At 65.5% G+C, this 14,037-nt stretch carries 13 protein-coding genes; 5 read left to right on the top strand and 8 right to left on the bottom strand.

What is annotated here, in order from left to right; translation table 11 throughout:
* Positions 1-75: 75 nt before the first annotated feature.
* Positions 76-735, bottom strand: a complete 660-nt coding sequence (locus QGV55_RS03460) for a flagellar basal body-associated FliL family protein (protein WP_281018254.1) — start codon at positions 733-735, stop codon at positions 76-78.
* 238 nt (positions 736-973) lie between these two features.
* Between QGV55_RS03460 and flgF the strand changes: the two genes are divergently transcribed.
* The 4 genes from flgF (at position 974) to flgH (ending at position 4,316) form a co-directional block, all read left to right on the top strand.
* Positions 974-1,699, top strand: a complete 726-nt coding sequence (gene flgF / locus QGV55_RS03455) for a flagellar basal-body rod protein FlgF (RefSeq protein ID WP_281018255.1) — start codon at positions 974-976, stop codon at positions 1,697-1,699.
* Between the two features lie 24 nt (positions 1,700-1,723).
* Positions 1,724-2,509: a flagellar basal-body rod protein FlgG gene (gene flgG / locus QGV55_RS03450; RefSeq protein WP_281018256.1), complete on the top strand. Its 786-nt coding sequence runs from the start codon at positions 1,724-1,726 to the stop codon at positions 2,507-2,509.
* 5 nt (positions 2,510-2,514) lie between these two features.
* Positions 2,515-3,495, top strand: a complete 981-nt coding sequence (flgA, locus tag QGV55_RS03445; protein ID WP_281018257.1) for a flagellar basal body P-ring formation chaperone FlgA — start codon at positions 2,515-2,517, stop codon at positions 3,493-3,495.
* Positions 3,496-3,566: 71 nt separating this feature from the next.
* Positions 3,567-4,316, top strand: coding sequence for a flagellar basal body L-ring protein FlgH (flgH, locus tag QGV55_RS03440; RefSeq protein WP_281018258.1), 750 nt, complete (start codon positions 3,567-3,569; stop codon positions 4,314-4,316).
* A 138-nt stretch (positions 4,317-4,454) separates the two neighbouring features.
* Here flgH and QGV55_RS03435 read toward each other — a convergent pair whose 3' ends face one another.
* The 3 genes from QGV55_RS03435 to QGV55_RS03425 are packed head-to-tail and all read right to left on the bottom strand — an operon-like array spanning position 4,455 to position 7,591.
* Positions 4,455-5,531, bottom strand: a complete 1,077-nt coding sequence (locus QGV55_RS03435; RefSeq protein WP_281018259.1) for an alcohol dehydrogenase family protein — start codon at positions 5,529-5,531, stop codon at positions 4,455-4,457.
* Positions 5,528-6,988 (bottom strand): DNA recombination protein RmuC, encoded by a 1,461-nt coding sequence (rmuC, locus tag QGV55_RS03430; RefSeq protein ID WP_281018260.1) that lies wholly within the window; start codon positions 6,986-6,988, stop codon positions 5,528-5,530. The genes QGV55_RS03435 and rmuC overlap by 4 nt, the downstream gene beginning before the upstream one ends.
* Before the next feature lie 3 nt (positions 6,989-6,991).
* Positions 6,992-7,591 (bottom strand): PAS domain-containing protein, encoded by a 600-nt coding sequence (locus QGV55_RS03425; RefSeq protein ID WP_281018261.1) that lies wholly within the window; start codon positions 7,589-7,591, stop codon positions 6,992-6,994.
* A 147-nt stretch (positions 7,592-7,738) separates the two neighbouring features.
* On the opposite strand from QGV55_RS03425, the gene QGV55_RS03420 reads away from it, so the two are divergent.
* Positions 7,739-8,953 carry an aminotransferase class V-fold PLP-dependent enzyme gene (locus QGV55_RS03420; RefSeq protein ID WP_281018262.1) on the top strand — a complete coding sequence of 405 codons (1,215 nt, stop codon included), beginning with the start codon at positions 7,739-7,741 and terminating at the stop codon, positions 8,951-8,953.
* 15 nt (positions 8,954-8,968) lie between these two features.
* Here QGV55_RS03420 and proC read toward each other — a convergent pair whose 3' ends face one another.
* From proC to QGV55_RS03400, 4 genes are all read right to left on the bottom strand, one after another.
* Entirely contained in the window at positions 8,969-9,781 is an 813-nt protein-coding gene (gene proC / locus QGV55_RS03415; RefSeq protein ID WP_281018263.1) for a pyrroline-5-carboxylate reductase, read from the bottom strand.
* 18 nt (positions 9,782-9,799) lie between these two features.
* A complete protein-coding gene (locus QGV55_RS03410; protein WP_281018264.1) occupies positions 9,800-10,822 on the bottom strand; it encodes an NADP-dependent oxidoreductase in 1,023 nt (340 codons plus the stop codon).
* Positions 10,823-10,893: 71 nt separating this feature from the next.
* Positions 10,894-13,068: a CHASE2 domain-containing protein gene (locus tag QGV55_RS03405; protein ID WP_281018265.1), complete on the bottom strand. Its 2,175-nt coding sequence runs from the start codon at positions 13,066-13,068 to the stop codon at positions 10,894-10,896.
* Positions 13,069-13,084: 16 nt separating this feature from the next.
* Positions 13,085-14,032, bottom strand: coding sequence for an MBL fold metallo-hydrolase (locus QGV55_RS03400; RefSeq protein WP_281018266.1), 948 nt, complete (start codon positions 14,030-14,032; stop codon positions 13,085-13,087).
* Positions 14,033-14,037: the final 5 nt, after the last annotated feature.

Below are 14,037 nucleotides of genomic sequence, written 5' to 3'. Positions count from 1 at the left end.
ATCGGCCATGTCTTCTTCAGCCATTCAAAAACGCTTTCTGCATTTTGTGGTTACGAACTTCCGCGCCCCGATCCATCACTGGATCAGCATTTCCTTGAACAGGACGTCGCGCACCCGTGCCGGGCGCACCGACTGGTTGACGCGGATCATCAGCTCTTCCTTCAGACGATAGACCCCGGCGGAGCCCTGCAGGTCTTCCCGGCGCAGTTCGCGCAGGTAGACCTGGAAATGATCGACGATGCGCGGCATCACCTTCTCGATACGCTGCACGATGCTGCGGTCGCCGAACTCCAGCGCCACGCGGATCTTCAGATAGCGCGGCTGGCGCCCGTCGGTATTCAGGTTCACCAGCATGTCGGGCAGCTCATAGAAGATCAGGTCACTGCCGGCGTAGGTCACCTTGCCGTAGCCTTCCGACCCGCCGCCGCCATGTCCGCCGCCGCCGTGTCCGCCACCGCCGTGGCCACCGCTGTCATCGGCCTCAGCCTTACCATGACCGCCGCCATGCCCGTCGTCTTCCTCGGCACCATGGCTGGAGCTGGCGGCCTGCGCCTCGCCATTGGAGCCACCGCCCAGCATCATGAAGGCCGCGCCGCCGCCGCCCAGCAGCACCAGAACGGGCAGCGCCACGAACAGCACAAGCACCTTGCCGCTCAGTCTGCGCTTCTTCGGCTGATCGTCGGCAGCCCCTTCTGCGCCTTCGGCGACAGCAGCTTCTTCCATCTCTTCAGCCATGATGCGGACCTCGCGCGGGTTCAGTTAACTGGCGTGAAGGTAGGCTGTCTCGGTTAACAAAGTGTTGGGATCGCCGTTAACACATCACGAACCGGCAGGACTTGCCCACCAACCCTCCCCTTCTTGCCGCCCTCCAGTCGAGCCAATAATGGAACTCAACAATTTCAATAACTTAATTCTGGCACACCGGATGCATTGCCCCTGACCAGCAACGTCTCAGGAGCTTTCGGCAAACGCCATGGGTATCGAAAACGCAATTCTGGTCGGCCTTTCCCGTCAGGTGGCTCTCAGCCGCCAGATGGACATCGTCGCCAACAACATCGCCAACATGAACACCGTCGGCTTCCGGGCCGAGCAGGTCATGTTCCGCGAGTTCCTGGTGGACACCAAGGAAGGCGACAGCATCTCCTACGTGCAGGATTACGGCGTCGCCATGGACGTGTCCGACGGACCGCTGCAGTCCACCTCCAACCCGCTGGATGTGGCCGTGTCCGGCAAGGGATACCTGGTCGTGCAGACCCAGGACGGCGAGAAATATACCCGCAACGGTCACCTGCGCCTGGATGACCAGGGGCGGCTGGTGACCATGGACGGCGCCCCCCTGCTGGACATCGAGGGCAAGGAGATCGAGTTCGCCGACCCGACCGTCGCCGTCGATATCGCCCGCGACGGCACGATCACCGCCGCCGACGGCGAGACCTTCCGCCTGCAGCTTGTCGGCTTCGACAACGAGCAGGACCTAGAGAAGGCCGAAGGCGGCCTCTACGAGACCGATCAGGCCCCGTTCGAGATCGAGGACCCGCAGATCCTGCAGGGCATGCTGGAGTCCAGCAACGTCAATTCCATCACCGAAATGACCCGGATGATCGCCGTGCAGCGGGCCTACGAGGCCATGCAGCAGATGGTGAAGTCCGACCACGACATTCAGCGGGACGCCATCGGCCGTCTTGGCCAGGTCACCTGAGCAGTCCCCGAGGAGTATTGAGCCATGCGTAGTCTTTCCATCGCTTCCACCGGCATGCTGGCGCAGCAGCTGAATGTCGAAGTCATCTCGAACAACATCGCCAACATGAACACCACGGGGTTCAAGCGTCAGCGGGCCGCGTTCCAGGATCTGCTGTACCAGAACGTCCGCCGCGTCGGCTCCAGCTCCTCCGACGCCGGGACCATCGTTCCCTCCGGCGTGCAGATCGGTGTCGGCGTCAAGGCGGGCTCCGTCTATCGCATCACCGAACAGGGTGACATCGCCATCACCGACAACCCGCTGGATCTGGCCATCAACGGTCGCGGCTTCTTCCGCGTGACCCTGCCGACGGGGGAAGACGCCTACACCCGCTCCGGCAACTTCTCGGTCGGCGCCGATGGCCAGCTGGTGACCCAGGACGGCTTCGTGGTGGCACCCGGCATCACCGTGCCGAACAACGCACAGGACCTGTCGATCAACGCGAACGGCGAGGTGCTGGCAAAGATTGCCGGGCAGACCGCGTTCCAGAACCTGGGCCAGTTCGAACTGGTGACCTTCTTCAACGACGCCGGCCTGGAGGCGGTGGGTGACAACCTGTTCCTGGAAAGCCCGGCATCCGGCGCCGCGACGACCGGCATTCCCGGTCAGGCCGGTTTCGGGTCGATCCAGCAGGGGTTCCTGGAAACCTCCAACGTGAACCCGGTGCAGGAGATCACGGATCTGATCACCGCGCAGCGTGCCTATGAAATGAACTCCAAGGTCATCACCGCATCCGACGAGATGATGGCCGCAATCAACACCCTGAGGTGATCGCCATGAACCGCGTGCTTGCAAGACTGATCGCCGCCGGAGCCTTCGTGGCCGGCATGGCGCTGTCCACCGCCGCCCTCGCCGCGGAGCCGATGATGGCGACCCTGAAGCAGGGCATCATCATCGACCGCCCGGTGATCACGCTGACCGATCTGCTGGATGGCGCGGAGCAGGCTGGCGACCTGGTGGTTGCCCATGCCCCGGCACCCGGCGAGCGTCTGGCCCTGAACCCCATCGCAATCGCCCGCATCGCCGCCAGCCGCGGCGTGCACTGGATGCCCCCCGCCGGGATGCACCGCATCACCGTGACCCGCGCCAGCCACATCGTGCCGATGGCCGACATCATGGCCGAGGTCGAACTGGCCCTGAGCACCCAGACCAACGGCGAGGATCTGGAGATCGAGCTGGCCGGACACCGGTCCACCCTGCATGTCGCCACCGACAAGCTGCCGACCGTCGAGGTCATCAGCCTGGACTATGCACCGCGCACCGGCCGTTTCACTGCCATTGTCTCCTCCCCCGCCGGAGACCCGTTGGCAAAGCGCGAACGCCTGCATGGCCGCGCCTGGGTCATGACCGAAGTGCCGGTGCTGACCCACCCGGTGCGTCCGGGCGACGAGATCTCTCACGACGACATCAGCTGGCAGCGGGTGCGCCAGGACCATGTCCGCCGCCAGACCGTGGTCAATGTCAACGAACTGGTGGGCATGAGCCCAAAGCGCCACATCGCCGCCAACCGCCTGATCCGCGTCTCCGACCTGCAGACCCCGGTGATGGTCTCGAAGGGCGCGGCGGTCACCATGGTCTACCGCCATGGCGGGCTGCTGCTGACCGCATCGGGCCGCGCGATGGAGAATGGCGGCCGCAACGACGTCATCCGCGTCATGAACGACCGCAGCCGACTGACCATCGAGGCCCGCGTGGCCGCCCCGGGCCAGGTCAACGTGATCCCGGCCAGCACCCGCCTGTCGCAGCTTACCCGCTGAACCCGAACCTGAAGCTCCCCACCCGGCAGAAACTGCCGCGGAAACCTCCGCTCCCTGAAGGACAAAATGTCATGAGAAGCTCCCTGATCCGCAGTCTGGCCATCCTCGCCGCCGCAGCCGCCCTCACGGCCTGCTCCGCCGTCGACCGCATCGAGAACATCGGCAAGGCACCGGACCTCACCGAGATCAAGGACCCGCGGTCGGAGAGCAGCTATCGCACCGTCAGCCTGCCGATGCCGCGCCCGGAGCCGACGATCCGCCAGGCCAACTCGCTCTGGCGTCCCGGTGCCCGCGCCTTCTTCAAGGACCAGCGCGCCTCCCAGATCGGCGACATCCTGACGGTGCAGGTGCAGATCAACGATCAGGCGCAGCTCAACAACTCGACCTCCCGCGCCCGCGCCGCCTCGGAGGATACCGATGCCACCTCGCTGCTCGGTTTCCAGAGCAACTTCGCCAACTTCCTGCCGGACGCGGTTGACCCGACCAGCCTCGTCAGCGTCGGCAATACCAGCAACCACACCGGCACCGGCACCGTCGACCGTGACGAGACCGTGAACCTGGAGGTCGCGGCCCTGATCGTGGACCGCCTGCCCAACGGCAACCTGGTCATCGCCGGTCGCCAGGAAGTCCGGGTGAACTTCGAGGTGCGCGAACTGCTGATCTCCGGCGTCGTCCGCCCGCAGGACATCACCGCCACCAACACGGTCAGCCACAGCCAGATCGCCGAAGCGCGCATCGCCTACGGCGGCCGCGGCCAGCTCACCGACGTGCAGCAGCCCCGCTACGGCCAGCAGCTGCTCGACGTGATCCTGCCTTTCTGACCGGGATCGCAGACCACAAGGACACACAGAAACACACCAATCCCTCCGTCCAGACCATCCCCCAAAGGATCTGAAGACAGGGAACTAGGGCCGGTACCCCACAAGGTACCGGCCCCTTTTTCTTGGTGTTCGGAAGGATCAGCCGCCGACCCGGATCGCGATCTTGCCGATGTGGGACTTGCCCAGGAAGGCTTCCTGCGCGGCGTGCAGTTCGCGCAAGGGATAGGTCGCGGCGACCAGGGGGCTGACCTCCCCGGCTTCGATGTAGCGGACCAGGTCGGTGAAGACACTGTCAGGTTGATGGGTACAGCCGAAAAGGGTCAGGTCGCGCAGGTAGAGGGTGCGCAGGTCCAGTTCGACGATGGGTCCGGCGATGGCGCCCGCGGTGACATACCGCCCGCCGCTGCGCAGGGTCTCCAGCAGTTCCGGCCAGCGTGGACCGCCGACCAGGTCGATCACCACATCGAATGCGCCTTCGGGCAGGTCGGCATCCCGGTCCAGGGTCTCGTCGGCCCCCAGCCCCCGCAGGTCATCGGCCTTGGCCGCACTGGTCAGCGCCGTGACATGCGCCCCACGCCGTTTGGCGAGCTGTACCGCCGCCGATCCGACACCGCCCGACGCGCCGGTGATCAGCACCCGTTCCGCCCCGAGGCTCACCCGCTGGATCATCCCCTCCGCAGTGGAGAAGGCGCAGGGGAAGGAAGCCAGGTCGGTGTCGGAGAGAGGCGAATTGATCAGGATCGCGTCACTTGAGCGGACCTTGGTGTATTCCGCGAAGGCTCCGTCATAGTCCGTGCCGAGCGTCGTGACCGCCACCTGTGCATCCGGCGACGGGGGTGACTGCAGCGCCCGCACCAATACCCGCTGACCGATACGTCCCGCGTCCACCCCGGGTCCCGCAGCAACGATCCGCCCGCAGCAGTCGGCGCCCTGGATGTGCGGAAAGACCAGTGCCTCGCCCGACCAGCCGCCATCTGCATCCACGTCTGCCCCGAAGCCATCGGCGGTGCCCGCCGCCGTGTCCCCCCGGACGCTCTTCGAGTACCAGCCAACGCGCAGGTTGATGTCGGTATTGTTGACGGAGGATGCGCCCACCTGCACCAGCACTTCCCCCTCGCCCGGTGCCGGCACGGGCAGGTCATCGCGCCATTCCAGCCGCTCCGGCCCGCCATGGCCGGTCAGCACCATGCCGCTCATCACCGTCGGGACGGTCACGCCTGATCGCCAGTCGCATCTGGCCCGGCCGCTTTCCCGTCCGGCCCCTCTATCGCTGTCGCGCCCGCCGCCTCCACCATCGCCTGCGGCAATTCCTTCTTCGCCTTGGCGCCGAGGGTCTTGAGCTGGGTGGCCTGGGTGATCAGGTTGCCATTGCCTTCGACCAGCTTGCTGACCGCCGCCTGCTGGGACTTGGCGGCACGGTCCAGGTGGCGGCCGATGTCGGTCACGTCGTCAACGAAGCCCGCGAACTTGTCGTAGAGCAGGCCGGCGCGGTTGGCGATGTCTTCCGCGTTCTTCTGCTGGCGCTCCACCTGCCACAGGCTGCCGACGGTGCGCAGCAGGGTGATCAGCGTGGTCGGCGTCGCCATGGTGATGTTCAGGCCGATGGCGAATCCGGTCAGGTCCGGGCTTTCCTGCAGCGCGGCGGCAAAGGCCCCTTCAATGGGCACGAACATTATCACGTAGTCGGTGGTCGCCCCGGTGATCCGGGAATAGTCCTTCGATGACAGGCCGCGGATATGCTGGCGCAGGGATTCGACATGGCGTTTCAGCGCCGCCGCCTGCTCCGCCTCCGTCTCCGCATTGACATAGGCCTCGAACGCCACCAGCGAGACCTTGGAATCGATGATGATCTTGTGCTCGTTCGGCAGGTTGACCACCACGTCGGGACGCAGCCGCTCTCCGCTGTCGAGGGTTTCACTCTGCTGGGTGGAGAACTCCTCCCCCTCCCGCAGGCCCGACTTCTCCAGGATCGTGGCCAGGATCATCTCGCCCCAGGCCCCCTGGGTCTGGGTCTTGCCCTTCAGCGCGCGGGTCAGGTTCAGGGTCTCCTGGGTCATCTGCGTGCTGTGCTTCTGCAGGGACTCGATCTGCTGTTTCAGGGCCGCCTGCCCTGCCGCCGCCTGCCGCTGGGCATCGGTCATGCCGGTCTGGAACTCCACGATCTTCTGGCGCAGCGGGTTCAGCAGCCCGTCAAGCTGTTCCCGGTTCTGTTCCTTGAAGGTCGTGGCATGGCCCTTCAGCACCGTGTCGGCCAGTTCCCTGAACTCCTTCGTCATCCGCTCGCGCGCGTCGGTCAGTTCCTTCAGGCGTTCCTCCGCCCGCGCCTGATCCTTCTCCTGCGCCTGCTTCAGGCTTGCATGCTCGACCTTCAGGTCACCCAGCGCGGCGGTCTCGCGCTGTAGGTCCGCGCGCAGCCGCTCCAGCATCTCATCCCGTTCGGCGAGGCGTTTCGCGGCATTGGCGCTGTCCGCCTCCAGCGTGGCAATGCGCCGGTCCTTCTCCGCATTCTCGGACCGGGCCTGCTGCAAGGCAGCTTCCGCCTGGTCCCGCGCGGCAACGATGGCCGCGTCCGGGTCCTGCTGGCCGGTGCTGCGGCGGATCGCAATGAAGGCTGCGACGGCGACAAGAACCGCGCCGCCCAGGGCAACCGCAACCAACAGGGCTGGTTCCATGGATCAGGACTCGTTTCGGGTGATCGGGTTCGCATCATCGGCCTGTTCGCGGGGATTCGGAACTCCAAAGCCCACGTCCAGATAATCCCGCTCCGGGACATGGAACAGTTCGACCGGGCGTTCCCGCGGATTCAGGTCGTATTGCGGCGCCTCGACCAGATCGTCGAGGAACAGCATCAAGGGGGCCCCGCTGTTGTGATGGCGCAGCGGAAAGCCCACGGCTTCAGCCACTGTCCGCTTGCCGGACAGATAGTGCGCCCGGTTGATGACACGCATGCCGCAGGGATGGTTCGCGGTGCAATGGAGGTGATGGTAGGCGTCCGCCTTGCGCTCGGGGCTGACGAAATCCAGGTAATCGCGCCCCGTAGGATCCAGCCCGAACCGCTCCGCGATTGCAGTACCGACCAGACGCAGAATGGATTTGCCTAGTGTCGCCAGATCATGGATCAGCAGATAGGGCAACAGGGGCTTGATCTGCCCGGGATCGATCATTGCCCTGGTCGGGACGCCGTCAGGAGTCTCCGCACGCAGGTTCCACCAGTAGTCACTCAGCGCCTGGCAACGGGGGCTGCGAAAAGCTGTCTTGTGAGTCGCCTTGTGCACAATATTCCTTTTGCCACACACGAACCCTGCCCGGCCAGCGGTGCGCCGGTTGAGCTATACTGTAGCATACCGGTTGTATTTCTCAGGTGACAGGCGGTACCGCTTGGCTAGTCTGCCGGAAGATCCTGCCTCAGACGGAAGCCTCCCATGACCCTACGCCCCGGACGCCAGTTCCTTCAGGTTCCCGGCCCGACGAACATTCCCGACCGCATCCTGAACGCCATGCATCGTCCGGCGCTGGATTTCGCCAGCCCCGGCTTCATGGACATCGCCATCGACTGCTTCGAGAGGGTGAAGCCGCTGTTCGGCACGGACGGGGAAGTCTTCTTCTACACCGCCTCCGGTCACGGCGCCTGGGAAGCCGCCTTCGTCAACCTGTTCGAAACGGGCGACACCATCCTGATGCCGGAGACGGGCCGCTTCTCCCTGACCTGGGGCGAGATGGCGAGTTCCTTCGGCCTGAAGATCGAGACCATTCCGAACGACTGGCGCACCGCCATCGATGTCGACGCGCTGGAGGATATCCTGCGCCGCGACACCGATCACCGGATCAAGGCCGTGCTGGCCGTGCATACGGAGACCGCGACCGGCGTCACCTCCGATGTGCGGGCCATGCGCACCGCCATCAATGCCGCCGGTCATCCGGCCCTGCTGGTCATCGATGCCATCGCGTCCTTCATGACCACACCCCTGCCGATGGATGAATGGGGTATCGATGTGGTGATCGCGGCCTGCCAGAAGGGGCTGATGATGCCGCCCGGCCTGTCCTTCACCGCCGCCGGACCGAAGGCCCTTGCGGCGACGCGGCGTGTCGGCACCCTGCGCGACTACTGGTCATGGGACGCGCGGCTGGGGATGGAGCAGTACCGCCGGTTCTGCGGCACGGCACCGGAGCATCTGATCTTCGGCCTGCGGGAATCCATCACCATGCTGAACGAATGGGGTTTGGATGCCGTCTTCGCCCGCCACGAGCGCCTGGCCGGTGCTGTCCGGGCCGCGGTGGCCGAGTGGTGCCGCGGTGGCGCGCTGGAATTCAACGCGCTGCACCCGGAACAGCGGGCATCGTCCCTGACCGTGGTGCGGCGGACCGATGGCGGTGACGCCGACGAAATCCGCCAGACCGCGCGGGAAACTTTCGACGTTGCCGTGGGTGGCGGGCTGTCGCACCTGGCCGGGCTGGTGTTTCGCATCGGACACATGGGCGACCTGAACGACCCCATGATCCTGGGTTCCCTCGCCGGGATCGAGGCCGCCCTGATGCAATGCAACGTGCCGCACGAAAGCGGACTCAGGGCGGCCACAGAACACCTCTCCACCACCGCACCGGTGGTGGAGAACCGGGATACCAGACGTATCGTCTGAGACGTCGCCGCGCCCTCAGCCCCCCAGTTCGCGACTGCGCTTCGCCGCCGCCTCAACGGCACGGCGTATCAGGGGGGCCAGTCCGTCGTCGGCCATCAGCACTTCCAGCGCCGCCTGCGTGGTACCGCCGGGGCTGGTGACATTCTTGCGCAAGGTTCCCGGATCCTCCGACGCGGCATGGGCCAGCGCACCCGCGCCATAGACGGTCTGGGACGCCAGTTGCGCCGCCAGATCCTCCGGCAGACCAGCGTCGATACCCGCCGCCGTCATGCATTCGATCATGTGAAACACATAGGCCGGCCCCGAACCGGACACGGCCGTCACCGCGTCCATCAGGCTCTCGTCGTCGATCCAGGCGACTGCACCGACGGCAGACAGCAATGCATCGGCACGCGCCCGCATGGCCTCCGTGACATGGGCATTGGGACAGGCGACCAGCATGCCCTTGCCCACGGCGGCCGGCGTGTTCGGCATGGTGCGGACGATGGCCGCCGCCTCCCCCAGCACCCCCTCGAAGAAGCCGATGGTGGTGCCTGCGGCGATGGACAGGAACTGGGTGTCCGGCCCCACGAAACGCGCAAACTCCCCCGTCACGTCCGCCATCATCTGGGGCTTGACCGCCAGAACCACGCAATCCGGCCAGAAACCGTCAGGCAGGTCGGCAGCGGCAGCGACCGCATTGACGCCGCGCGCGCGCAGCGGTGCGCGCAGGGCCTCGGCCGGTTCGATGACGAATACGGTTCCCGGATCCGTGCCTTCATCCAGCCAGCCGGACAGCATTGCGCCGCCCATCTTGCCGCAACCGACCAGCAACAATCCCTTCGCCATGTGGAGTCTCCCGCAGGTTCAGTTCCAATTGGGGTCGTCACCGACCTTGATCACGCGCTTGCCGAAGTTCTCGCCCGCCAGCATGCCGATGAAGGCGGCAGGCGCATTCTCCAGTCCGAACATCATGTCCTCGGCCACCGCCATGGTGCCATCGGCAATATGTCCGGCGGTCTCGTCAATGAACTGCTCGATCAGGTGCGCATGATCCCGCACCACGAAGCCACGCATGTTGAGGCGTTTCGAGACGACCTCGTTCACATGCTTCAGATGATAGGGCTCGGCCAGATTGTACTGGCTGATCATGCCGCAGACCGCGATCCGGGCGAAGGGATTGGCATGGGCCAGAACCGCATCCAGCGTCTCCCCGCCCACATTCTCGAAATCCACATCGATGCCATCGGCACAGTGCAGCCGCAGCGCCTCCAGCACGCTGGGCGCGATGCGATAGTTGAAACCGTCGTGGAAGCCGCATTCCCCGGTGATGAAGCGCACCTTCTCGTCACTGCCGGCGCTGCCCACGACGCGGGCTCCGGCAATCCGTGCCAACTGTCCCGCGACCTGCCCGACGGCCCCGGACGCGGCGGAGACGAAGACGGTCTCCCCCGGCTTCGGCTCCCCTATCAGCATCATGCCGACATAGGCGGTGAGGCCGGGAAAACCCAGCGTGCCCAGGTAGTAGGAAAGTGGCGCACGCGCGGAATCGACGCGGCGCAGGCTCTCCCCGCCCTTCGCCACGGACCAGTCGGCCCAGTCGAGCATGCCATAGACGAAATCGCCTTCCCGGAAGTCGGCGTTGCGGCTCTGCGCCACTTCACCGATGACCCGGCCGAACAGCGGCTGACCGATCTCGAACCCCGCGGCATAGGCCACGCCGCCCCCCATCAGGCCGCGCATGTAGGGATCAACGGACATGTAGATGTGCCGGACCAGCACATCCCCCTCCCCCAGGTCGGGCGTGACCGCTTCCTGCATCGCGAAATTCTCTGGCACCACAACCGTCTGCGGTCGGCTGGCAAGTGTTACCTGTCGTGTCGTTGGCATGGGCTTCCCCCCCGGACTTCATGTCATGACGACGTGTCGGCGGACAGTGTGACAGGTCTGGACCGGAAGCCTCAAGCCTGCTGAACGCGGGGCGGCATCCAGCGCAGCGCCATGATGGTGATGTCATCGGACGCAGGCGCCCCGTCAGCATGACGTTTCACGTCTTCGTAGAGCGTCAGGCTGAGGTCCTCCGACACCGCCCCCGGCTGCAGGCGGGCGATCAGTTCGTGCAGGCGGTCGTTGCCGTAGAGCTCGCCGCCGTCGTTCATCGCCTCCCCGATCCCGTCGGAGGTGATGAGCATCATCTCCCCCGGTGCCAGATCGACGCTGTCGGCCATGTACATGAAATCATCAAGGACACAGACCGGCGGGCCACCCCCGCCATCCAGCACCCGGATCCCCTCGGTTCCCGGCGTGAAGATCAGCGGCGGTTCATGGCCCGCGTTGCAATAGTCCAGATGACCCGTCCGCAGGTCGAGAATGCCCGCGAACAGGGTCACGAACAGCATGTTCGGATTTTCCCGACTGATCTCCTCGTTCGCGGCGGTCATGATGTCGTCGATCTGCTGGCGGTCACGCAGTACGGCCGATTTGTAGAGGGCCTTGGAAATGGCCATGAACAGGCTGGCCGGAACGCCCTTGCCGGAGACGTCGCCGACCGACAGGAACAGCCTGTCGTCGTCGATCATGAAGAAGTCGTAGAGGTCGCCGCCAACGTCGCGTGCCGGTTCCAGCATGGCGGCAAGGGAGAGCTGGCTGCTGATGTCGGGCAGGCTGTCCAGGCCCGGCAGCAGGCCAAGCTGGATCTCCCGTGCGGCGTCCAGTTCACCCTGCAGCCGCGCCCGTTCCTCCCGCTGCAACTGGAGGTGACGCCCCAGGGCCCGGCGGTGCGCATTCGCGATCATCAGGGTCATGCTGAGCATGGCAATACCCGTGACAACCCCGGTCAGGGTGGCCCCCATGGTATCGACGAAGACCCGCTCCGTCGCATAGGCCAGCAGGCCGCCGGCAACCGTCAGGGCCAGGACCAGCAGGATCAGCGGAATGCCGAAGCGCAGACGCAGGACGGGCACGACAAAGACGACCAGCAGGCCGACAGCGACCAGCACCGCCAGTTCCAGCCAGCGGGTCCAGCCCGGCCGGGAGATGAAATATTCCTCGTCCACGGCTTCGATCATCTGCGCATGCACATCGATACCCGGCGCGCGATAACGCAGCGGGGATGTCTGCAGGTCGACCAGCCCCTGTCCGGTCAGGCCGATCATGGCGATCGCCCCCTCCAGCGACAGCGCCACCTCGTCGTCGCGCAGCACGTCTACAGCCGAGACATAGCGGCTGGCGAACGGCGGCGAGAAGGGCACGTAGATGGTGCCATCCGCCTCCGTCGGGATGAACCAGTCACCGATCTGCAGACCATCGACCCGCCCGTCCGCGCCCCTGACCGTGATCAGCCCCCCGAGCGCGACCCGCAGCATCTCCATGGCGAAGGACGGCACGGGGCGCCCGTCGATCATCGCCACAGCCGGGAGTCTGCGGATGATCGCATCCGGGTCCTCGATGGCGTTCAGCAGTCCCTGCCCGGCGGCAGCGGCCGAGACGTCCGCGACCGACTGGTCCGCACCGGGGAATGTCGGCAGCACCTGCTTCAGTGCCGGATCGGTGAGCGCCACGGGCACGGTTCGCACGGGGCCGTTGACGCCCGTGCGGGTGCGGGTCCCCCCAAGGCCCAGGACGACAGGCCAGGCACCGACGACTTCCGCGAGAATGGCATCGTAGTCCGGCAGGGTCCTGACATAGCCAAGCACATCCGGCGGCGCATCGGTCATGCGGTCAGCCAGATGCCGGGGGGATTGCCGGTCCGGGTCGAGAAACAGCACATCGACCCCGATGGCCAGCGCGCCGCCCTGCCCCATCCGGTCGATCAGGTCGGCGACCACGGTACGCGGCCAGGGCCACTGGCCGATCTCGGCGATGCTGCGCTCGTCCACCGCGACGATCACCGGCAGGTTGCTTTCCACCGGACGCGGCATCAGCTGCTGCGACAGGTCGTAGAATTCGCGCCGGAGCGGGTTGTCGGCCAGGAAGGTCACATCCGCCAGCAGGCACAGCGCCAGCACCACAAGCCCCAGCACCCGACCGCGCCAGACAGTGACAAGGCCGCGCAGCCCGTCCATCTCCGCGCGAACGTCGTCGGAACCGTCTGCCATTGCGGATTGCGGGCCTGAGACTGCTGCGCTGTCAGTCATGCCCCCGGTCCGCCTTTCAAAGGTCGATTTCTAGCCCGTCATAGGAGGCAATGACGGTCAGCGGCGGGCCGTCACCACGCGAGATCTCCTCGAACCGCCGGGTCTCGGCCAGCACCTGATCGATCTGCGCGTCGCTGTAGACCGGTTCATGATGGAACATGCACAGCATCTTCACACCCGCCATCTGACAGAGTTCGACCCCGACCATGTTGGAGGAATGGCCCCAGTCCTCCTTCAGCGAGGTTGCGTCGGCGAGGGAATACATGGAATCGAAGACCACGGCGTCGGCATCCCGGAAGTAGCGGATGAAGTAGTCCGTCTCCTCCTGATCCTCCAGCTTGTGCTCCGAGTCCGTCGAATAGACCGCAACCTTGCCGTCCTTCTCGAACCGGTAGCCATAGGAGTCTCCGGCGTGCAACTGGCGGAACGGCGTCACCGTCATGCCCGCGATCTCGTAGGTCTGGTCCGGTTCGAGCGGCACGAACTCGATGGTCGCACCGAGAAAATCGAACGGCACGGGAAAGCTCGGATTGTCCTGCTGGCGGCGGTAGGCCATCTCCAGCACGTCGTGGCAGCCATGGATGCGGATCACGTTGCCCGGAATGAAGGCGGGAATGAAGAAGGGGAACCCCATGATGTGGTCCCAGTGCACATGGCTCTGGAAGATGTTGTAGACCTGCGGCGCGCCCGGCCCGTGCTTGCCCAGCGCATGCAGCGCAAGCCTGCGCGCACCCGACCCCATGTCGCAGACGACATATTCGTCGCCCCCGGTCTCGATCTGGACGCAGGAGCTCTCGCCGCCATAGGTCCCGCGCATGTTGAAGGGCAGGGCATCGATGGCGCTGTCCGGGTCACCCCCGGCCTCGATCACCGCCTTGACCGCTGCACCGATCTTCTCCCGCAGGTGATCCGCATTCATCGAGGTCGGAATGGAACCGCGAGTCCCCCAGAAACGGATCCGCATGGTGC

Origin of the sequence: Minwuia sp. IMCC3009 (genome assembly GCF_029909415.1) — a bacterium.
Lineage (GTDB): Bacteria > Pseudomonadota > Alphaproteobacteria > Minwuiales > Minwuiaceae > Minwuia.
Note: the sequence above shows the minus strand (reverse complement) of the source record. Positions and strands in the feature narration are given on the sequence as shown.

What these genes read in the sequence shown, in the direction of transcription:
- QGV55_RS03460 (WP_281018254.1), bottom strand. Translation starts at nt 735, where the DNA reads ATGGCTGAAGAGATGGAAGAAGCTGCTGTCGCCGAAGGCGCAGAAGGG.
- QGV55_RS03410 (WP_281018264.1), bottom strand. Translation starts at nt 10,822, where the DNA reads ATGCCAACGACACGACAGGTAACACTTGCCAGCCGACCGCAGACGGTT.
- rmuC (WP_281018260.1), bottom strand. Translation starts at nt 6,988, where the DNA reads ATGGAACCAGCCCTGTTGGTTGCGGTTGCCCTGGGCGGCGCGGTTCTT.
- QGV55_RS03420 (WP_281018262.1), top strand. Translation starts at nt 7,739, where the DNA reads ATGACCCTACGCCCCGGACGCCAGTTCCTTCAGGTTCCCGGCCCGACG.
- QGV55_RS03400 (WP_281018266.1), bottom strand. Translation starts at nt 14,032, where the DNA reads ATGCGGATCCGTTTCTGGGGGACTCGCGGTTCCATTCCGACCTCGATG.
- flgH (WP_281018258.1), top strand. Translation starts at nt 3,567, where the DNA reads ATGAGAAGCTCCCTGATCCGCAGTCTGGCCATCCTCGCCGCCGCAGCC.
- proC (WP_281018263.1), bottom strand. Translation starts at nt 9,781, where the DNA reads ATGGCGAAGGGATTGTTGCTGGTCGGTTGCGGCAAGATGGGCGGCGCA.
- flgG (WP_281018256.1), top strand. Translation starts at nt 1,724, where the DNA reads ATGCGTAGTCTTTCCATCGCTTCCACCGGCATGCTGGCGCAGCAGCTG.
- flgA (WP_281018257.1), top strand. Translation starts at nt 2,515, where the DNA reads ATGAACCGCGTGCTTGCAAGACTGATCGCCGCCGGAGCCTTCGTGGCC.
- flgF (WP_281018255.1), top strand. Translation starts at nt 974, where the DNA reads ATGGGTATCGAAAACGCAATTCTGGTCGGCCTTTCCCGTCAGGTGGCT.
- QGV55_RS03405 (WP_281018265.1), bottom strand. Translation starts at nt 13,068, where the DNA reads ATGACTGACAGCGCAGCAGTCTCAGGCCCGCAATCCGCAATGGCAGAC.